The sequence below is a fragment of the Vibrio sp. 1401 genome, assembly GCF_033340295.1.
Map to the genome: position 1 here is coordinate 1 of NZ_JAWOWF010000048.1, position 19,094 is coordinate 19,094.

The following is a 19,094-nucleotide window of genomic DNA, read 5'->3' on the forward strand; positions in this document are numbered from 1 at the left end:
TGTTTCCGAAGAAACTATTTGGATTATCATCAACGAGTGCCCACACAGATTGATAGGTCTATATTGTTAAAGAGCTTGCTTTACGAGAAGTTTTTCTCTCAAAGCGGAGGTGCATTCTAGCGATTTAATTGACAGTGTCAAACACTTTTTCAATTTTATTTTTCGTAGAAGCTTTCACCTCTCCGACCCTGCTGAAGCCTTATCGCGTCTGCCGTGTCGGTGGATGCGCATTATAGGGAACTCAGATCCGTTCGCAACCCTTTTTTGAAAAAAAATGGAAAAAAATGCCTGTTCGATGACTATTTCATCAAAAAAGCAAAAAAGAGGGTAAAAAACCCTCTTTTTCTGCCTTAAAAGCCGTATTTAAATGAATGCGTACGCGTCTGCGAACATACGTTCGCTCTTCGCTTTCTTGTTCTGAGTGAACTGTTCACGTGCTGCGCCAGCCATTTCAAAACGACCTGCAATATAGATATCGTAGTTTTCTAAGCTTTCGAAATCTTCAGCTACAGCTTGTAGCACGTTACCAACTTTACCTTGCCAGTCTGCAGGAGCTTCTTCTACTACTGGCACAAAGTGAACATTGGCAAACTTGTCGGCAATCTCGACCAGTTCGTCTTTAGCATAAAGCTGGCAGTTATCGCGCGCCCCCCAATATAAATAGATAGGATTGGTTTTATTCTGCGCTACGCAGTGATCCAGAATCGAGCGAACGTAACTGAAGCCTGTACCACCAGCAATTAATAATAATGGGCGTTCGCTTTCTTCTTGAACCCAAGCATCGCCATGTGGCGCATCAATTTCAATCTGACCATCAGTTTCAAGCGCCGCTTGCATTGCTTCGACAACTTCTTGTGCATAAGCGTTGTGTTCCGCCGCACCGATGTGCAGTTCAAGTTCACCTTCATGACGACAAGGGCTGCTTGCGATAGAGAAAGGACGTTTGTCTTTTTCACCCATCACCACCATTAGGTACTGACCCGCTTTAAAAGGCACTGGTGATTCTGGATGAAGAAGGATTTGGTAAGTATTACAAGCTAACGGCTGAATAGACTTTACTTTACATTGGATGGTCATGGTGTTCCTCTCGCTTACTCATCAAAAGTAAGCACTAAATTACTTTCTGTATAGGCTTGGCAAGGGAATATCCAACCTTGCTGTTGCTCTTTTTCGGTTAGCATCGGTTCGAGGTGGTAACTCACCTCGCCCGTTAGCTTTTTACACATACACATGGCGCAAGCGCCAACTTGGCAACGGTGTGGGAAGCGAATATTGTTGTTGAGCGCAGCTTCCAACACCGTCTCCCCTTCTTTTACTTGGAACCTAACGTCCATTGGTAGAAGGTGGACTTGATGACTCATAGAATACCTAACTGGTCCCAAATCTCATCGACTTTAGCCACAAGTTTAGGATCTTTTTTGATAGGCGTACCCCACTCGCGCGTGACTTCAGATTCGAACTTGTTGGTCGCATCCAGTCCTAATTTGGATGAACTCTCAGTCTTACCAAGCACTTGAATCGTGTCTCTATCTGGGTCCATTCGAGTTGTCACCGCCCAAATGATGTCATTCCAATCTCGTGCATTAACGTCATCGTCGCACAAAATGATGAATTTGTTATCCGTGTACTGAGCAAAGAAGCCCCATAGATGTTCCATCAATTCTTGGGATTGACCAGCTTGGTCTTTCTTCATAGTCACGACAGCAAATTGGTTGTTTGCTGTAACTGGAAGATAGACGTCAACAATCTCAGGGCGTTGCTGTTTCAACTCATTTAGTTCTGCTTCGGTAATCGTTTTGCTGTCTCGCTCAGTGACCTCGGTTCGCGTCGCCAGCTCGGCATCCCATTTAATGGTCGCATCCAAGCCCATTTTGGAGCCAAGCCCAACCACTGGTGAAGCAAAGTCGAGCGAGTCGATTGGCGTGTTATCTATCATCAAGGTATCACGTACAGGATCCATATGCTCTGACATGGCTTTCACGACATCATTCCAATCTCGTGCGTTTACCGATTCATCGCACACAATAACAAACTTGGTATACATGAATTGACGTAAGAAAGACCACACGCCCATCATTACGCGCTTGGCATGTCCTGGGTACTGCTTCTTCATGGTGACGACGGCCATTCGGTACGAACAACCTTCTGGCGGAAGATAGAAGTCTTCAATCTCTGGGAATTGCTTTTGCAGAATAGGCACAAACACTTCGTTTAATGCCACACCCAATACAGCTGGTTCATCTGGCGGACGACCTGTGTAGGTGCTGTGATAAATAGGGTCTTTATGCATAGTAATGTGCGTAATAGTAAATACGTGGTGCTTTTCTTTTTCGTTATAGTAGCCAGTGTGGTCACCGTAAGGACCTTCATCAGCAAACTCGTTCGGGTCGATATAGCCTTCCATCACGATTTCCGCGCTCGCTGGCACTTCCAAATCGTTGCTGACTGACTTCACGACTTCCGTTTTGCTTCCACGTAGCAAACCTGCAAATGCGTATTCCGATAGCGTATCTGGCACTGGTGTTACTGCGCCAAGAATGGTTGCTGGGTCTGCACCAAACGCGACCGAAACTGGGAAAGGTTTACCTGGGTTGGTTTCCATCCAATCGCGCAGATCAAGCGCACCACCACGATGGGCTAACCAACGCATGATGATTTTGTTCTTGGCAATTTTCTGCTGACGGTAAATGCCTAGGTTCTGACGTTTCTTACTTGGACCTTTGGTTACGGTTAAGCCCCAAGTAAGCAGCGGCGCTACATCTTCTGCCCAGCAGCTCATTACCGGAATTTTATCCAAGTCGACTTCATCACCTTGCCAAACAATGTCTTGGCATGGTGCTTTACGTAAACGCTTAGCCGGCATGTTCAATACTTGTTTGAACACAGGCAGTTTTTCTAAAGCGTCTTTGAAGCCTTTTGGTGGCTCAGGTTCTTTTAAATAAGCCAGCAGCTTACCGACTTCTCTTAATTCTTTAACGTCTTCACGTCCCATGCCGATTGCGACACGCTCTGGTGTACCAAACAGGTTAGTCAAAACAGGTACGTCGTAGCCGATTGGGTTCTCAAACAACAGCGCAGGTCCACCAGCACGCAAGGTGCGGTCGCTGATTTCTGTCATTTCATAAGCGGGATCGACAGGGTGAGTGATGCGTTTAAGTCGACCTTTCTGTTCTAGGTGGTCGATAAATTCGCGTAAATCCTTAAAACTCATAGGCCTTCATGCTGGCTGATTAAACTGTCCGCAGTATAACAAATAGGAGGACGCTAAGATCCTCCTATTTTGTGTGGGTATGTGAGCAAGATTACTTTAATACTTGTTCAATCTGCCGAGTCTTTATCTGATGGTTCGAAGATACTAACTCTTCCAACCAGGTTTGATGCCCTTGTTGAGCAAGCTCTCGAGCAACCATGGTTGCTTCTTCTGATAACGCCATTTTTCTAACTAGAAACTGCTTTACTTGCGGAGATAGAGGGTTAGATTTTGTAAGTAGACTAATAGCTTCTGGCTTGAGTGATGGGTTAACTGTGGCATTCATCAATTGCTGAATGGAAAAAACGTCTCCAACCGCAGCTAAACGCTCAAGTTCGGACTGGCTGTTGTAATCGGCTTTCATCCGCCAGAGTAAGTTGTACACTTCCTCATCCTGACTAACTTGTGCCAACCTGACTATCACGGCCGTCGAGGGTAACCAACTGGTCACATTTGCTTTGGTTAACTGGGCCGCTAATGCAGCAAGCGCGTTGGGTGATAAACTGTCTAACTCTCGAATCAAAAGCGCTTCACGCGCTTGAGCTTGTTGAGATGGCCCTGTAAGCCATTGCTTTAAGTTAAGCTCTCTTCGTTCAGCTTGTAAGACAAAGTCCAAGGTACTTTGGTCTTGTTTCCAACGCTTAATCAAGCGACTCGCAATAACGGGAAAGTTAAAAGCGGGTACACTAAATTCATACCCATCACCTCGCTCTAACACTTGATAAGTCGGGGTCATACGGATCTGGGACTCAACAAACAGAGCCATTCGAGGCGTGAGAATCACATCTTGCTTTTCAAGCTTTTCCAATAATTGAAAGCGCACCACCTCTTGTTGAGGCAAAGCAAGTCTATCAAGGGCAAATTTAAGCGAGTCGACTTCATCTCTGACAGCGTAATCAAGCAGTTCAGAGACTTTAGCCTGTATTTGAGTATCCTGAAGCCACTGCTCTACTACAGACTCATGCATTTCCTTGGCAGATAATGTCGCAGGTAGAGTGATAAGTGACAAGCTCAGGAGTAATGACGACAACATTCCTTGTTGCATGTTAACCTCCCGATAACATTTCCTTCATTCTGATACTTCTATCGGGAGAAAGCAATAAAAAAGCCACCGATATACGGTGGCTTTTCGCAGAATAACTTATCTGAGACTATTGACGACGCATCGCATCGAAGAACTCATCGTTGGTCTTCGTCATCGCTAGCTTATCGATTAGGAATTCCATTGCGTCGATTTCGCCCATTGGGTGAACGATCTTACGCAGAATCCACATCTTCTGTAGTTCGTCAGTCTTCGTCAGTAGCTCTTCACGACGTGTACCTGAGCGGTTGAAGTCAATCGCAGGGAATACACGCTTCTCAGCAATCTTACGGTTCAAGTGCAGTTCCATGTTACCTGTACCCTTGAACTCTTCGTAGATAACTTCATCCATTTTAGAACCAGTATCTACTAGTGCCGTTGCGATGATAGTTAGGCTGCCGCCTTCTTCTACGTTACGTGCAGCACCGAAGAAACGCTTAGGACGATGTAATGCGTTTGCATCCACACCACCAGTTAGTACTTTACCTGATGAAGGCACTACGGTGTTGTAAGCACGAGCTAGACGAGTGATAGAGTCAAGCAAGATAACCACGTCTTTCTTATGTTCAACAAGACGTTTTGCTTTCTCGATCACCATTTCCGCTACTTGTACGTGACGCGATGCTGGCTCATCGAAAGTCGACGCAACCACTTCACCTTTAACTAGGCGCTGCATCTCAGTTACTTCTTCTGGACGTTCGTCGATAAGAAGAACCATCAACTCACACTCTGGGTGGTTGTACGCGATGCTTTGCGCGATGTTTTGCAGAAGCATTGTTTTACCCGCTTTAGGCGGAGCAACAATCAGACCACGTTGACCTTTACCGATTGGCGATGCCAAGTCTAAAACACGTGCTGTAATGTCTTCTGTTGAACCGTTACCACGCTCCATAACCATGCGCTCATTCGCATGTAGAGGGGTAAGGTTTTCAAATAGGATCTTGTTACGGGCGTTGTCTGGTTTATCGTCGTTAACGGTATTGACTTTTAGAAGGGCAAAGTAACGTTCACCGTCTTTTGGTGGACGAATTTTACCAGCGATAGAGTCACCAGTACGTAGGTTAAAGCGACGAATCTGACTTGGTGATACGTAGATATCGTCCGGACCCGCAAGGTATGAACTATCTGCACTGCGTAGGAAACCAAAGCCGTCTTGCAGAATTTCCAGAACCCCATCGCCAAAGATGTCTTCGCCGCCTTTAGCGTGCGCTTTTAAAATCGCGAAGATGATGTCTTGTTTTCTTAAGCGAGCTAGGTTCTCTAATCCTAAGCTTTCGCCCAGTTTTACAAGGTCAGACACAGGTCTGTTCTTCAGTTCGGTAAGGTTCATGGTGGTGGATTCTTGTTTAGTCAAAATAAGATCTGTTTTCTAGTTAAGATGGATTTGGTCTCAGGATCGACCAAGAAGAGAAATTTGTTCAATTAACGCGCGATAAGTTAGCACTAATTAGTATTCTAGTCCAGAGTTAGAAAAACAAAACCGTGCATTGTAACTTTGCACGGTTTTATCTGTAATCACTTGGTGATTATAAGTTTGCGTCTAGGAACTCTTTTAGTTGAGTTTTAGACAGAGCACCTACTTTCGTTGCCGCTACGTTACCATCTTTAAATAGTAATAGCGTTGGAATGCCGCGAATACCAAACTTAGGTGGTGTACCTGCGTTATGGTCGATGTTTAGTTTACCGATAGTGAGTTTGCCTTCGTACTCGTCTGCGATTTCGTCCAAAATAGGAGCGATCATTTTACAAGGACCACACCATTCTGCCCAAAAATCCACTAGAACCGGGCCTGCAGCGTTGATTACATCGTTTTCAAAACCGTCATCAGTTAGCTGCAAAATCTTATCACTCATCTTCCACTCCAATGTGTTTTTCGAAACTGGTTGGATGATAACCAGTAATTAGATGCCCTATTGGAATGTATTTACTTTCGTATTGCAAGCTTTAGCTGATATTCTATAGCCATGAAAAAGACGCATATCACAGAGCAAAAGTTCGCCGATTTGGGCTTAAAGCCCCAAGTTATTGAAGGATTGGACAAAAAAGGGTTCGAATTTTGTACCCCTATCCAAGCCTTGGCGTTGCCGGTCCTGCTCACCGGCCAAGACATCGCAGGCCAGGCCCAAACGGGTACTGGTAAAACGCTCGCGTTTCTTACTGCTACGTTCAACCACCTTCTGACGACTCCGGAACATGAAGGTCGTAAGCCTACACAGCCACGCGCAATTATTATGGCGCCTACACGTGAGCTCGCTATTCAGATTTACAATGATGCAGAATCATTAACTGAAAGCACAGGTCTAAAAACCGCTCTAGCTTACGGTGGTGAAAGCTACGACAAGCAACTTGCGAAACTGCAAGACGGCGTAGATATTCTGATCGGAACAACAGGCCGTATCATCGATTTCTACAAACAGCGCGTATTTAACCTCAACAACATTCAAGCTGTTGTTCTGGACGAAGCCGACCGCATGTTCGATCTTGGCTTTATTAAAGACATTCGCTTCTTGTTCCGTCGTATGCCTGAGCCAAAAGAGCGTTTGAACATGCTGTTCTCAGCAACGCTGTCTTACCGCGTTCAAGAACTGGCATTCGAACACATGAATACTCCTGAGCATGTCGTTGTCGAACCAGAACAAAAAACTGGCCACCGTATCCAGGAAGAGCTTTTCTATCCTTCGAATGAAGACAAAATGGCGCTGCTTCAAACACTAATTGAAGAAGAGTGGCCAGATCGCGCTATCATTTTTGCCAATACCAAGCATAAGTGTGAATCGGTTTGGGGACATTTGGCTGCCGATGGACACCGTGTAGGCCTTCTTACTGGCGATGTACCGCAGAAGAAGCGTGAGAAGATTCTTGAGCAATTCACCAAAGGTGATGTCGACATCTTAGTTGCAACTGACGTTGCAGCGCGTGGCCTGCATATTCCTCAGGTAACGCACGTTTTCAACTACGACCTTCCTGACGACTGTGAAGATTATGTTCACCGTATTGGCCGTACTGGTCGCGCTGGTGCGAGCGGCCATTCGATCAGTTTTGCTTGTGAAGAGTACGCGGTTAACCTACCAGCAATCGAAGAATACATTGAGCATACAATCCCAGTTTCAGAGTACGATTCGTCGGCACTGATTCAAGATCTACCGGCTCCGATTCGTATGCGTGCACCACGCAACCAACAGCGCCGCACGAATACTGGCGGTACCCGTTCTGGTTCTGGTAACCGTAAGCCGCAGGGACGTCGTCCACGCCAACCGCGTCAATCGGCACCAAAACAATCGTAATAGGAAACTGAGTTCGTTTATGAGTCAAGCAGGATCATCACCGCTATATGCCGCCATCGACCTCGGGTCGAACAGTTTTCACATGCTCGTTGTGCGTCACATCGATGGCAGCGTTCAAACAATGGCTAAAATTAAGCGCAAAGTTCGTCTAGCAGCGGGCTTAGATGAACATAATTCTCTTAGTATGGAAGCTATGCAGCGAGGATGGGACTGCTTAAGTCTATTTGCGGAACGCTTGCAGGACATTCCTAAACAAAACATTCGCATCGTCGGTACTGCAACATTACGTACCGCGACCAATGTAGATGTGTTTTTAGAAAAGGCTAACCAAATTCTAGGCCAGCCTATCGAAGTGATTACTGGTGAAGAAGAAGCTGCCACTATCTATAAAGGTGTCGCTCACACCTCTGGCGGTAGTGGTCGTCGCCTTGTAGTCGATATCGGTGGAGCAAGTACCGAACTGATTATCGGTGAAGGTTTCGAAGCCAAAGCACTGACCAGCTTAAAAATGGGCTGCGTGACTTGGCTTGAAAACTTCTTTAAAGATCGCCAATTGAATGCTCGTAACTTTGACGCGGCAATTGAAGGAGCGAAACAGACCATTCAGCCGATTTTAGAACGTTATACAGAAATTGGTTGGGATGTGTGTGTTGGTGCATCAGGCACTGTTCAGGCATTGCAAGAGATAATGCTGGCGCAAGGCATGGACGAAGTAATCACTCACTCCAAACTCAAGCGTCTACAGAAGCAAGCCATGTTGGCCGACCATTTAGAAGAGCTCGATATTGAAGGCTTAACACTTGAGCGGGCATTAGTGTTCCCTAGTGGCCTCTCTATTTTGATTGCCGTTTTTGAATTGCTTGAAATCGATGCTATGACACTCGCTGGCGGCGCACTACGCGAAGGCTTAGTGTATGAGATGGTTGAAGAGCTTCGCCAAGAAGACATTCGTGCCCGCACTATCGCTAGCGTACAAAATCGCTATCAGCTCGATCACCAATACGGCGAACAAGTCGCTACTCTGGCACACACGCTTTTACAGCAAGCTGGGGGCGATGAGTGGATTACAGAGCCTCAGGGCAAGATATTACTCGAGACCGCCGCAAAACTGCATGAAATTGGTTTAACTATCGATTTCAAAAAAGGCGGAGAGCATAGTGCTTACTTGCTGCAGAATTTGGATCTGCCTGGTTACACGCGCGCGCAGAAGTTCTTTATTGGTGAAGTGGCTCGTCGCTATCGCGAACAGCTCACTTCTTTACCTGAGCAGCATGCATTATCAGGCTCAAGTGCCAAACGAGTATTGAGACTGTTGCGTCTTGCGGTTCTACTCAGCCATCGTCGCAATCCTGATCTAGAGCCAAATGTGACTCTAACGGTTGAAGGCGACAATCTAACGTTACACATTGATGCGCAATGGCTAGAGAAAAACCCACTGACTGCGGCTGAGTTGGAAATTGAATCCAACCGTCAGACAGACATCGGCTGGCCATTAAATATCGTAGCAAAATAAGCGAATATCACTGCCTTACAATACTAAAGCCCAGGCGTTCGCTTGGGTTTTTTTGCTTCTACTTCCCCTACAAAACGTGCTGCCCAGCAAAAATCTCAGCTTCTCCGCTCTACATCGAAAAACAGCCATGCTTTATTGATAAGCACGATTTAGCCAACCAAGATGCACCATAATGAAAACCGTTTTAATGACTGGCTTAACTGGCACCCTCGCCCCTAAAGTTGCTCATCAGTTCCACCTCCGTGGCTGGAACGTATTGGAATGGAATCACCACCAAATCCCACCAGATGATCCACAGCAAAGTGAGCAATTTTGGCAACAGCACCACATTGATGCGGTGTGCCACATGGCGATGGGGAGTGAAGCGTGGGCAGCGTGGCTTGGTGAGCACTGCAAACAGCGCAACATTCCTTATCTTTTTGTCAGTACAGCAATGGTATTTGATGCCACAAAAAATGGGCCTTATGGCATCTTTGAAGAAAGAAACACCCAAGATGAATACGGCAAATACAAAGTTCGTTGTGAAGATGCAATCTGGCAAGCAAATCCAGATGCGATGATTGCTCGAATTGGTTGGCAGCTCCATCACCAAGCAGAAGGCAATAACATGTTGGCGCATCTCGACCGCCAATATGAAGAGAACGGCGTTATTACCGCTAGTACAGTTTGGTATCCCGCGACTTCTCATATGGACGATACTGCACTCGCCTTTTTGCAGCTTATTGAGCGGAACGAAGCAGGTTTATACCATCTTGATAGCAACTTAAAGGATAAGTGGAATTTCTACGAACTCGTTTGTGCACTCAAGCAGCATTACAACAAGCCATGGCAAGTGCTGCCAAGCAATGATTATCACCATGACCAACGTCTAACAGATGAACGAATTGCCTTGCCGCCATTGAGTGAACGTTTCAACAAGCCAGAGCAAATCAAACAAGCTGGCATCATAGGAATCAACTGGGGACGCACGCACATTCCCCACTATCGAAACAATGGTGTATCGGTCACAACGTTATGCGCCAACCAAATAGAACCGCTTCAGCAAGCGTGCAGTGAGGAAGCAATCCTAAAGGCAGAAACGAACATCAGCGCACTCAAGCAACTTGATGTAGTGACCATCGCGACACCTGCGCATACTCATGCAGAGATAATTAAGAAGTTAGGTTCAACCAAGCTAATTTGTGAAAAGCCATTGGTGGGATTGAATTCTGACATAACTCACTGGCAGCAACCGAACGCCAACCTATTGGTTAATTACGCCTTTGCTCAGCTTAATACCGCCAAGACGATAGAGAAGTGGCTCACTTCGCAAACCCAACCTTGTGTGGTCAATCTAGTCACCCAAGTTAACCTACCGGGCACCTTCACGCTCAAAGAGTGGTTTCTTGAAACTGCCAGTCACCCTATATCTTGGTTGCTGCACTGCTTTGGAGACTATTATCAATCGACACTGGTTGAGGAAAACGGCCAACTGATCGTTGATCTGCAATGTGACGACCACCAGCTAAGGTTTGTATTTGAACTAACAGGTGAACCGGGCATCGAGCACAATCTAACGATTCAATCCAACCAGACCTTAACCAGCAAAGGCTACTACCGTGTCGGAGAAAAATGGCGTTTCGAGCCCATTCTCGTTAATGGCAACGCGATAAATGATGGAGAGTACAGCGAGTCTGATTGCTGGCAGGACGCCAATCAACGCAGTGTCGGTTTGATGTTGGCGATGTTCAATCAAAGCATCAGCTGGGATAACGGCCTGCAACTTGGCGCCTTCGATGCGCAAAAAGCCATTTTGATTGAGAAGATGCTCTGTTAGCCATTTCACCAGCGAGCTTCCTCTACGTGCCGTACCTTCGATTAAAAGGTCTCACTCGGGACCTTTTTTACTGCTCATTTTTACCTTCGTACAGCTCAGGGAGCTTTTGGACACCCATGATCTAATTACTCCCCACGCTGTACAAAACCCTCTAAATCCCAGTAAGCAGGTACAAAAAAGCCGCTTGATTTAAGCAAGCGGCTTTCGGGGTTCCCACTGATATTAAGACTGAACGCTTGTCGTCACCTTAAAGTCAGGGTTCACCGCAGTCAGCTTCTTAATTAGGTAATTCAGTAATACGCCGTACATCGGAACGAACAAACCAAGACTGATAATCAGTTTGAAGCCGTAATCCACCAGCGCGATTTCCGTCCAATGCTCTGCCATAAATGGATCTGGGCTTTGATAGAACGCAATGGCGAAGAAAGCGATGGTATCAAGTGCATTACCGAAAAGCGTTGAACACGTTGGTGCCACCCACCATTGCTTCATTTGACGTAGGCGGTTGAACACGTGCACATCCATGATCTGACCAAGTAGGTACGCCATGAAGCTAGCAATCGCGATACGAGCAACGAATAAGTTAAATTCCCCTAGGTGACCAAAACCTTGGAATTGACCTTCGAAGAACACCACCGATAAGAAGTAAGACACTGCCAAAGCAGGCAACATCACTAAGAAGATGATCTTACGCGCCAACTGAGCACCGAAAATACGCACCGTTAAGTCAGTCGCTAGGAATATAAATGGGAAAGTGAATGCGCCCCAAGTGGTATGGAAACCGAAAATAGTAAACGGTAGCTGAACTAGGTAATTGCTAGATGCAATAATGACTAGGTGGAATAGAACCAGATAGATAAGGGCGTTGCGCTGCTGCGCAGGGGTAAAGTTACTCATGCGATACCTTTTTAGTTTGGTTTGGGGGTGAGGGAACCCAAATCGAGTCACTGAATAAAGTGGCTCTTACCAACAATGTAAAATGAAAAATAAACTGGCTTGGCTCTTTCTGAGCGAAGCGGTGGGCGATTATACATTAACCACTTTTCGCCGCAAGTCGTCTGTTTTACGCAAACGTTTGAGCATAAAAAAGGGTGTTTCATGTGAAACACCCTTTCAAGAAAAGTTCTATTTTTAGAAGCCGCGTTGAAACAATCCTGCGAGATAATCCAACTCTTCCCTGCTCTCTTCAATCGCTAACGCTTCAAACCAAATCGCTTCGCTGTAATGCTCTGCTTTCATAAACAGTCGGCAACCTTCAAAGTCGATCAGCCAAGAGTGAATGTCCGCATCCCACTGCTTTTCCACCACAGTAGCAGAAAGCAAACTAACTAAACGCTCACCTAAAGCAGGAAAGCTATCAAGGTCAAAGCTCGGCGCGGTAATGATTAAGCGCCCTTCTTGTGCCATGTAGTCCGCTAAGCCAAATTCCTTTTGCATCTTGGTTCCTTATCCGTGGTGAGTAATGTGTTCTTGAATCAAATCGAGGAATGGGTCGGCGTACTTCTCTAGTTTGCGCTGACCAACGCCGCTAACTGCCAGCATTTCGCCGTAAGACGTTGGCAGAATTTCCGCCATATCAATCAGAGTTGCGTCACTAAAGACCACGTATGGTGGCAAACCATCTTCATCAGCAATCGACTTACGCAGCTTACGTAACTTGGCAAACAGCTTCTTATCGTAATTCTTGCTGGTCAGTTTATCTGACTTCGCCGCGCGTGCTGCGGTGTCTAAACGCGGAACTGCTAACTCCAGAGTCACATCGCCACGCAACAGCGGACGCGCCTCTTCGGTAAGTTGCAGCGTTGAGTTACGAGTGATGTTTTGGAACAGCAGACCCTTGTGGATTAACTGACGGAAGATACTCACCCAGTAATCGTGGCTGTGATCACGCCCTATCGCGTAGGTAGAAATTTTATCGTGCCCGTTTTCACGTACACGAATGTTTTGCATGCCACGTAGCACTTCTACTACGTAGCCCATACCAAAGCTCTGATTAACACGGTACACACAAGACAACGCCTTACGCGCTTCTTCCGTGGCATCAAAGTGCTTCGGTGGATCTAAGCAAATATCGCAGTTGCCACATGGCTTCTCACGATATTCACCAAAGTAATTCAATAGCACCTGACGACGACAAGTCTGCGCCTCAGCAAAGGCACTCATCGCATTCAGCTTGTGGGTTTCCACCTGCTTCTGCGGACCATCGTCTTTCTCATCCAACATACGACGCAGCCAACTGATGTCCGCCGGGTCATACAACATCATCGCTTCCGCAGGTAAACCATCACGCCCTGCACGACCCGTTTCCTGATAGTAAGACTCGATGTTGCGCGGGATATCAAAGTGAACCACAAAACGCACGTTTGGTTTGTTGATGCCCATACCGAATGCCACGGTCGCCACTACAATTTGGATGTCATCACGTTGGAAAGCTTCTTGAACGTAAGCGCGCTCATCAGCATCCATACCTGCGTGATAACCAGCAGCACGAATGTGGTTGTTGCACAGCTTCTCGGTCACCATCTCAACTTTCTTCCGGCTACCACAATAGATGATGCCGCAATTCCCCTTTTGGGTTTCAAGATAACGAACGATTTGCGAAACCGGCTTGTGCTTCTCAACTAAGTTGTAGCGAATGTTAGGACGGTCGAAGCTGCCTAGATAAACCTCTGGATTATTCAGTTGCAGACGCTCAAGAATATCTCGGCGCGTTGCATCATCCGCCGTCGCCGTCAGCGCCATAAATGGCACATGGGAAAACTGCTGCTTAAGTTGACCAAGCGCGGCGTATTCTGGACGGAAGTCGTGTCCCCACTGGGAAATACAATGCGCTTCATCGACGGCAATCATCGATAGCGGCAAGTTTTCCAAGCGCTCAATGAAATCACGCATCAATACGCGTTCTGGCGAGACGTACACCAACTTAAGATGACCAGTGTGCATGCGGTTATACACGCTGAGCAGTTCTTCACGAGGCATGGTCGAGTTAATGCATTCAGCCGCTACACCGTTGGCTTTAAGCTGGTCCACTTGGTCTTTCATCAGCGAAATAAGCGGAGAAATCACCAAAGTAATACCAGAGCGAACCAAAGCAGGGATTTGATAACACAGCGACTTACCGCCACCAGTAGGCAGGATAACTAAGCTGTCGCGACCTTCTACCGCAGCATCAATCACCAACTGCTGACCATCACGGAACTCTTGGTAACCAAACACATCCTCCAACACACGTTGAGGCGTTACAGGCGAATCAGATTGTTCGGCTAACAAGGTCGAGGTCATGAAAAGTCTCAGATTGGGTCTTAAAAAAGAGGTGCTTATGCATACCACTGGCACACAAAGTGAGGGCACATTGTAATGGGGTTTCATGGTGAATAAAACCGCAAATTGTTAGGTGTTTCGCATCACGACTCGTATACTGATTTTCTGCTCTATAAAACACACAATTAGGTGACACTTCATGACACCAGAAGACGAACAACAACGCGCGCGGCAAGGTATCTTGCTAGCGATCGGCGCGTATACCATGTGGGGCATTGCGCCGATGTACTTTAAGTCCATCGCACAAGTATCTCCTTTGGAAATTCTAAGCCACCGAGTGATATGGTCTTTCTTTTTGCTTGCTGCACTCCTCCATTTTGGCCGTCACTGGCGCTCGGCTTACCACATCGCGAAAGACAAAACGAAAATCGCTTACCTGATCGCAAGTTCCATGCTAATTGGCGGCAATTGGTTGATTTTCATTTGGGCGGTAAACTCGAATCATATGCTCGACGCCAGCTTAGGTTATTACATTAACCCACTGATCAACGTCTTACTCGGGATGGTCTTCCTTGGTGAGCGACTGCGTAAATTACAGTGGTTCGCGGTTGTATTGGCAGGTTGTGGCGTACTCGTTCAACTGATTGTATTTGGCTCCGTACCTGTTGTTGCGATGGCGTTAGCAATGAGCTTCGGCTTTTATGGCTTATTAAGAAAGAAAGTCAGTGTCGATGCAAAAACTGGCTTGTTTATCGAGACATTACTTCTACTGCCAGTGGCCGCTGTTTATTTGCTTTTTGTTGCCGATACACCAACCTCAAATATGCTTACGAATCCACGTACGTTAAATAGTTTGTTGATCGCGGCTGGGGTTATAACAACCCTGCCACTGCTGTGCTTTACGGGTGCAGCAACAAGACTCAAATTATCGACTTTGGGCTTTTTCCAATATATAGGCCCAAGCTTAATGTTTTTACTTGCAGTATTGATGTATGGCGAACCCTTTACCATGGATAAAGCGATCACTTTCGTCTTTATTTGGGGAGCACTAGTCGTGTTTAGCTTTGATGGATTACGTAATAACCGTCGCTCACGCCGAATCGTTCAGCCACAGTGATCGTTTTTTACAAGACAAGTTAGAAATTGCCAGATAAGCTTGGTCATAATGTGACCAAGCTTTTTTATTTAATGGAACATATTCAGTACTACGCAACCGACCATGACAACTTGAGTCTAATAGAGGCGAAATACCAGAAATTTGCTTTTCAAAGGCATTACCATCTGGATTTTCATCTCGGCCTGATCACGCATGGTGCGCAGAAGTTCCAATACCAAGGTAACAGCCACCAAGTTGGTCACGGGCAAATTGTGATTATGCCGCCGGATGAGCTGCACGACGGGCAATCTAAGCTCGAGAGTGGCTACGAAGTAAATGTGTTTGCGATCGAACCTCATCTATTGAGCGATCTGGCTGATCTTAAGCAAAACGATCAAATAATACACTTCAACGAACTGATCATCTCGGATCCGCAGATATTTTCACAACTTAGTAACTTACACGGGCTGCTTCGTCGTGAAAACCTCAGCCAACTCACCAAAGATTGCCTTCCTTTTGAAGGATTTAACCAACTTTTTGATCGCTACGGATCGCTTGAGCGACAAAAAGTGGTGCCGCTAGGAAACCAATCGCTTGGGACGTTAAAAGATTATCTAATGGCTAACCTTGACCAAGCGGTGCGTTTGGATTCACTTTCAGAGCTGTGCCAACTGAGCCCAACTCAGTTCCAGCGCCACTTTAAAGCGCAAACTGGCATGACGCCTTATGCATGGTTCGCACGCCTGCGCCTTGAACAAGGCATGAAGTTACTGCAAGCTGGTCAATGTGGTACCGACGTCGCTCATCAAATCGGTTTCTATGATCAAGCGCATTTCAGCAAAGCGTTTAAACAGACCTACGGCGTTTCCCCTTCTCAAGTGGCTCGTTAATTTCATTTACCGAGAAAGCTGTCAGTTTTTTACAAGCGCCACAGGTGACTTACCACGACAATAGCCGCATTGGTTAAATTTGAGATGTGTTATGAATGAATCCACCATATTGCTGACACTCGCCAGCATTCACTTTATTGCCCTAATGAGTCCAGGTCCGGACTTTGCGCTGGTCGTACAAAATGCGACGCGTCATGGTCGTCAAACTGGCTTGTACATTGCGTTGGGATTGTCCGTCGGTATTTTGCTGCACTCTTTGTTCAGCCTGACAGGTGTGAGTTTTGTCGTCCACCAGCACCCAGTGCTGTATTCCGTGGTACAACTGCTCGGTGGTAGTTACCTGCTCTACTTAGGAATTGGCGCATTGCGTGCCGTGATCTCGATGATCCAAAACCCACTGACGGATCAACCTAAGAAGCAAAATAACCTAGTGATCAGCAATAAGCGTCAAGCGTTTGCTAAAGGGTTTGCGACCAACATTCTTAACCCAAAAGCCCTGGTGTTCTTTGTCAGTTTGATGTCGAGTTTAGTCCCAGCAGGTATGTCGATTACTGGCAAAGGTACTGCCTTGGTCATCCTGTTTGGCTTGTCGCTATTCTGGTTCTCTAGCCTTGCATGGATGCTGTCGACACAGCGCTTACAGCGTAAATTACAACAAGCGGGTATCTACATCGACGGTCTATGCGGCGTGGTATTTACTCTAGTGGGCGGCAGTATTCTATACCAAACTATCAATACTTTTATCGGATAAAGTACTGATTTAAAAGCGTAGCACAATCGACATTTCTAAGATTGCTGACTCGACGTGACTCTCCATAACTGCCAAGCTCAAAGCACAAAACTGGCAACATGGAGAGTCATCATGCATTGGACGTTCAACCGACTCGTGACCACGGGTCTTTTTCTTACTTCCCCACTCGTCTTATCCACCTCAGCCTTTGCTAACCAAGCAGCAGATGCGGTTGCACCGGAGCACAGTACTGGCTTCGAGCAAAAGCAATTGGTCAAAGCCAAAGGTTATATGGTCACAGCAGCCAACCCACTTGCAACCCAAGCCGGGGCGGATGTTCTTGCACAAGGGGGCAATGCTATTGATGCCATGGTTGCCGTACAATTGATGCTGGGCTTGGTAGAGCCGCAATCATCAGGTATTGGTGGCGGTGCCTTCTTAGTGTATTGGGACAGTGAGAAACAAAAACTGACTACGTATGATGGACGCGAAACCGCACCGCTCGCCGCGACGCCGAAACTCTTTTTAGACGAAAAAGGACAACCCCTACAATTTTACGATGCGGTTGTCGGCGGGCGCTCCGTTGCCACTCCTGGTACAGTGAAACTGCTGTGGGACACGCACCAGAAATACGGCAAGTTGGAATGGAAAAAGATCATCCAACCCGTAATTACCTTGGCTGAACAAGGTTTCGAAGTTAGTCCTCGCCTCGCGAGTCTGATTGAAAAAGATGCCAAGCGCCTATCTCGCTTCCCTGCGACTAAGGCTTACTTCTTCAATCCAGATGGCTCACCAAAAGCCGAAGGCACATTGTTGAAGAACCCTGAATACGCGCAAACTCTGACGGCAATTGCAGAGCAAGGGGCAAAAGCTTTCTATCAAGGCGATATCGCCACAGACATCATCAAGACAGTACAAAATGCGCCGGGCAACCCTGGCGTATTGGCACAACCTGACTTTGATGCGTTCCAAATCAAGCAACGTGAACCGGTTTGTGCGGCTTACCAAAGCTATGACATCTGCGGCATGGGACCACCTAGCTCTGGCGCATTGACGGTTGGACAGATTCTCGCGATCACCGAACAATACGATCTTAAAGGTTGGGGAGCCGAAAGCGCAAAATCATGGCAAGTGATCGCTGATGCATCGCGCCTTGCGTTCGCGGATCGTGGTAAATACATGGCTGACCAAGATTATGTGCCAATGCCAACCGAAGGCTTGCTTGATAAAGATTATCTCAAACAACGTGCTGAGCTGATCCAAGTCGGTAAAGCGTTGAGTAAGGTTGAAGCCGGCAACCCTCCTTGGTCGCACGCCATGGACTTAAGCATGGACCAATCGATCGAGTTGCCTTCCACCAGCCATTTCAATATCGTCGATAAGCAAGGCAATGTGGTTTCAATGACAACAACCATCGAGAACGCCTTTGGCTCACGCTTGATGGTGCGTGGCTTCTTGCTCAATAACGAACTGACCGATTTCTCTTTCCGCACGCATCAAGATGGTGTGCCAATCGCGAACCGCTTAGAACCGGGAAAACGCCCACGCTCCTCCATGGCACCGACCATTATGATGAAGGATGACAAACCTTACATGGCAATTGGCTCACCGGGTGGCAGCCGCATTATTGGTTACGTCGCACAAGCCATTATCGCCCACACGCAATGGGATATGGACATCCAAAGCGCGATTAATCAGCCACGATTGCTGAACCGTTTTGGCACCTTAGATATTGAGCAAGGTACCGCCGCAGAGGGCTTACAGCCTGCTCTGGAGAAGATGGGCTTTAAAACCGATGTTCGGGATTTGAACTCTGGTCTGCATGCGATACGAATAACAAAAGACGGTCTTGAAGGCGCTGCGGATCCAAGACGTGAAGGTGCCGCTATCGGGCAGTAAGAGTCTTTCGCTCGACCCCTTGTGCGAGATCTCTCACAAAGGGTTGAGCAAACCTCTCTTTTTTAATGGTAAAACCGTACAACAAAGATAATAAGCCATTGAATTTAATACTTATGTATCTTTTTTGAACGCTAAGAGTGTAAAAAAATGTGAGATTAGCCCGTTGTTGGAAATCGTTAAACACGTAATATTAAACCTGTCGGAAGGATGCTGACACGGAACAGGAAACACCACGGACTTGGTGAACTTCAGGAAGAAGAAACGGTTATTCAGG

Annotated in this window: 16 protein-coding genes; 7 read left to right on the forward strand and 9 right to left on the reverse strand. The window is 46.7% G+C overall.

Annotation, left to right across the window (positions count from 1 at the left end):
• Window positions 1-363 precede the first annotated feature (363 nt).
• The 6 genes from fre to trxA all read right to left on the reverse strand — a co-directional run bounded on the left by fre (window position 364) and on the right by trxA (window position 6,184).
• On the reverse strand, window positions 364-1,077 hold the full coding sequence (gene fre / locus R7Z77_RS19650) for an NAD(P)H-flavin reductase (protein ID WP_005382872.1): 714 nt from the start codon (window positions 1,075-1,077) through the stop codon (window positions 364-366).
• A 14-nt stretch (window positions 1,078-1,091) separates the two neighbouring features.
• Window positions 1,092-1,361, reverse strand: coding sequence for a 2Fe-2S iron-sulfur cluster-binding protein (locus R7Z77_RS19655; RefSeq protein ID WP_012126600.1), 270 nt, complete (start codon window positions 1,359-1,361; stop codon window positions 1,092-1,094).
• Entirely contained in the window at window positions 1,358-3,211 is a 1,854-nt protein-coding gene (gene ubiD / locus R7Z77_RS19660) for a 4-hydroxy-3-polyprenylbenzoate decarboxylase (RefSeq protein WP_170890940.1), read from the reverse strand. Before ubiD ends, R7Z77_RS19655 begins: the two co-directional genes overlap by 4 nt.
• 91 nt (window positions 3,212-3,302) lie before the next feature.
• Entirely contained in the window at window positions 3,303-4,295 is a 993-nt protein-coding gene (locus tag R7Z77_RS19665) for a hypothetical protein (RefSeq protein ID WP_054575528.1), read from the reverse strand.
• Between the two features lie 106 nt (window positions 4,296-4,401).
• Complete coding sequence (gene rho / locus R7Z77_RS19670) at window positions 4,402-5,661, reverse strand: transcription termination factor Rho (protein WP_005378757.1); 1,260 nt, start codon at window positions 5,659-5,661, stop codon at window positions 4,402-4,404.
• A gap of 196 nt (window positions 5,662-5,857) precedes the next feature.
• Window positions 5,858-6,184, reverse strand: coding sequence for a thioredoxin TrxA (gene trxA, locus R7Z77_RS19675; RefSeq protein ID WP_004745500.1), 327 nt, complete (start codon window positions 6,182-6,184; stop codon window positions 5,858-5,860).
• 111 nt (window positions 6,185-6,295) lie between these two features.
• Here trxA and rhlB point away from each other — a divergent pair, with 111 nt between their 5' ends.
• The 3 genes from rhlB (at window position 6,296) to R7Z77_RS19690 (ending at window position 10,944) form a co-directional block, all read left to right on the forward strand.
• The gene (gene rhlB, locus R7Z77_RS19680; RefSeq protein WP_005378764.1) at window positions 6,296-7,615 is read left to right on the forward strand and encodes an ATP-dependent RNA helicase RhlB; all 1,320 of its coding nucleotides are present in this window, start codon (window positions 6,296-6,298) and stop codon (window positions 7,613-7,615) included.
• Between the two features lie 19 nt (window positions 7,616-7,634).
• Complete coding sequence (gene gppA, locus R7Z77_RS19685; protein WP_005382885.1) at window positions 7,635-9,128, forward strand: guanosine-5'-triphosphate,3'-diphosphate diphosphatase; 1,494 nt, start codon at window positions 7,635-7,637, stop codon at window positions 9,126-9,128.
• 172 nt (window positions 9,129-9,300) lie between these two features.
• Window positions 9,301-10,944 carry a sugar nucleotide-binding protein gene (locus R7Z77_RS19690; protein WP_213968013.1) on the forward strand — a complete coding sequence of 548 codons (1,644 nt, stop codon included), beginning with the start codon at window positions 9,301-9,303 and terminating at the stop codon, window positions 10,942-10,944.
• 222 nt (window positions 10,945-11,166) lie between these two features.
• On the opposite strand, the gene R7Z77_RS19695 is transcribed toward R7Z77_RS19690, so the two are convergent.
• The 3 genes from R7Z77_RS19695 to recQ all read right to left on the reverse strand — a co-directional run bounded on the left by R7Z77_RS19695 (window position 11,167) and on the right by recQ (window position 14,226).
• Window positions 11,167-11,841: a 7-cyano-7-deazaguanine/7-aminomethyl-7-deazaguanine transporter gene (locus R7Z77_RS19695; protein ID WP_005378770.1), complete on the reverse strand. Its 675-nt coding sequence runs from the start codon at window positions 11,839-11,841 to the stop codon at window positions 11,167-11,169.
• A 234-nt stretch (window positions 11,842-12,075) separates the two neighbouring features.
• Window positions 12,076-12,381 carry a DUF3630 family protein gene (locus R7Z77_RS19700; protein ID WP_017633801.1) on the reverse strand — a complete coding sequence of 102 codons (306 nt, stop codon included), beginning with the start codon at window positions 12,379-12,381 and terminating at the stop codon, window positions 12,076-12,078.
• Between the two features lie 9 nt (window positions 12,382-12,390).
• Complete coding sequence (gene recQ, locus R7Z77_RS19705; RefSeq protein ID WP_005451195.1) at window positions 12,391-14,226, reverse strand: ATP-dependent DNA helicase RecQ; 1,836 nt, start codon at window positions 14,224-14,226, stop codon at window positions 12,391-12,393.
• Window positions 14,227-14,404: 178 nt separating this feature from the next.
• Between recQ and rarD the strand changes: the two genes are divergently transcribed.
• From rarD to ggt, 4 genes are all read left to right on the forward strand, one after another.
• Window positions 14,405-15,322, forward strand: coding sequence for an EamA family transporter RarD (gene rarD / locus R7Z77_RS19710; RefSeq protein WP_213968011.1), 918 nt, complete (start codon window positions 14,405-14,407; stop codon window positions 15,320-15,322).
• Between the two features lie 71 nt (window positions 15,323-15,393).
• Window positions 15,394-16,191, forward strand: coding sequence for an AraC family transcriptional regulator (locus R7Z77_RS19715; protein WP_213968014.1), 798 nt, complete (start codon window positions 15,394-15,396; stop codon window positions 16,189-16,191).
• A 91-nt stretch (window positions 16,192-16,282) separates the two neighbouring features.
• Window positions 16,283-16,942 (forward strand): LysE family translocator, encoded by a 660-nt coding sequence (locus R7Z77_RS19720; RefSeq protein WP_025768968.1) that lies wholly within the window; start codon window positions 16,283-16,285, stop codon window positions 16,940-16,942.
• Window positions 16,943-17,053: 111 nt separating this feature from the next.
• Window positions 17,054-18,820 carry a gamma-glutamyltransferase gene (ggt, locus tag R7Z77_RS19725; protein WP_054579632.1) on the forward strand — a complete coding sequence of 589 codons (1,767 nt, stop codon included), beginning with the start codon at window positions 17,054-17,056 and terminating at the stop codon, window positions 18,818-18,820.
• Window positions 18,821-19,094 lie beyond the last annotated feature (274 nt).

Excerpts from the sequence above, each read along its gene's own strand:
- fre (WP_005382872.1), bottom strand. The coding sequence starts at position 1,077 with ATGACCATCCAATGTAAAGTAAAGTCTATTCAGCCGTTAGCTTGTAAT.
- R7Z77_RS19655 (WP_012126600.1), bottom strand. The coding sequence starts at position 1,361 with ATGAGTCATCAAGTCCACCTTCTACCAATGGACGTTAGGTTCCAAGTA.
- ubiD (WP_170890940.1), bottom strand. The coding sequence starts at position 3,211 with ATGAGTTTTAAGGATTTACGCGAATTTATCGACCACCTAGAACAGAAA.
- R7Z77_RS19665 (WP_054575528.1), bottom strand. The coding sequence starts at position 4,295 with ATGCAACAAGGAATGTTGTCGTCATTACTCCTGAGCTTGTCACTTATC.
- rho (WP_005378757.1), bottom strand. The coding sequence starts at position 5,661 with ATGAACCTTACCGAACTGAAGAACAGACCTGTGTCTGACCTTGTAAAA.
- trxA (WP_004745500.1), bottom strand. The coding sequence starts at position 6,184 with ATGAGTGATAAGATTTTGCAGCTAACTGATGACGGTTTTGAAAACGAT.
- rhlB (WP_005378764.1), top strand. The coding sequence starts at position 6,296 with ATGAAAAAGACGCATATCACAGAGCAAAAGTTCGCCGATTTGGGCTTA.
- gppA (WP_005382885.1), top strand. The coding sequence starts at position 7,635 with ATGAGTCAAGCAGGATCATCACCGCTATATGCCGCCATCGACCTCGGG.
- R7Z77_RS19690 (WP_213968013.1), top strand. The coding sequence starts at position 9,301 with ATGAAAACCGTTTTAATGACTGGCTTAACTGGCACCCTCGCCCCTAAA.
- R7Z77_RS19695 (WP_005378770.1), bottom strand. The coding sequence starts at position 11,841 with ATGAGTAACTTTACCCCTGCGCAGCAGCGCAACGCCCTTATCTATCTG.
- R7Z77_RS19700 (WP_017633801.1), bottom strand. The coding sequence starts at position 12,381 with ATGCAAAAGGAATTTGGCTTAGCGGACTACATGGCACAAGAAGGGCGC.
- recQ (WP_005451195.1), bottom strand. The coding sequence starts at position 14,226 with ATGACCTCGACCTTGTTAGCCGAACAATCTGATTCGCCTGTAACGCCT.
- rarD (WP_213968011.1), top strand. The coding sequence starts at position 14,405 with ATGACACCAGAAGACGAACAACAACGCGCGCGGCAAGGTATCTTGCTA.
- R7Z77_RS19715 (WP_213968014.1), top strand. The coding sequence starts at position 15,394 with ATGGAACATATTCAGTACTACGCAACCGACCATGACAACTTGAGTCTA.
- R7Z77_RS19720 (WP_025768968.1), top strand. The coding sequence starts at position 16,283 with ATGAATGAATCCACCATATTGCTGACACTCGCCAGCATTCACTTTATT.
- ggt (WP_054579632.1), top strand. The coding sequence starts at position 17,054 with ATGCATTGGACGTTCAACCGACTCGTGACCACGGGTCTTTTTCTTACT.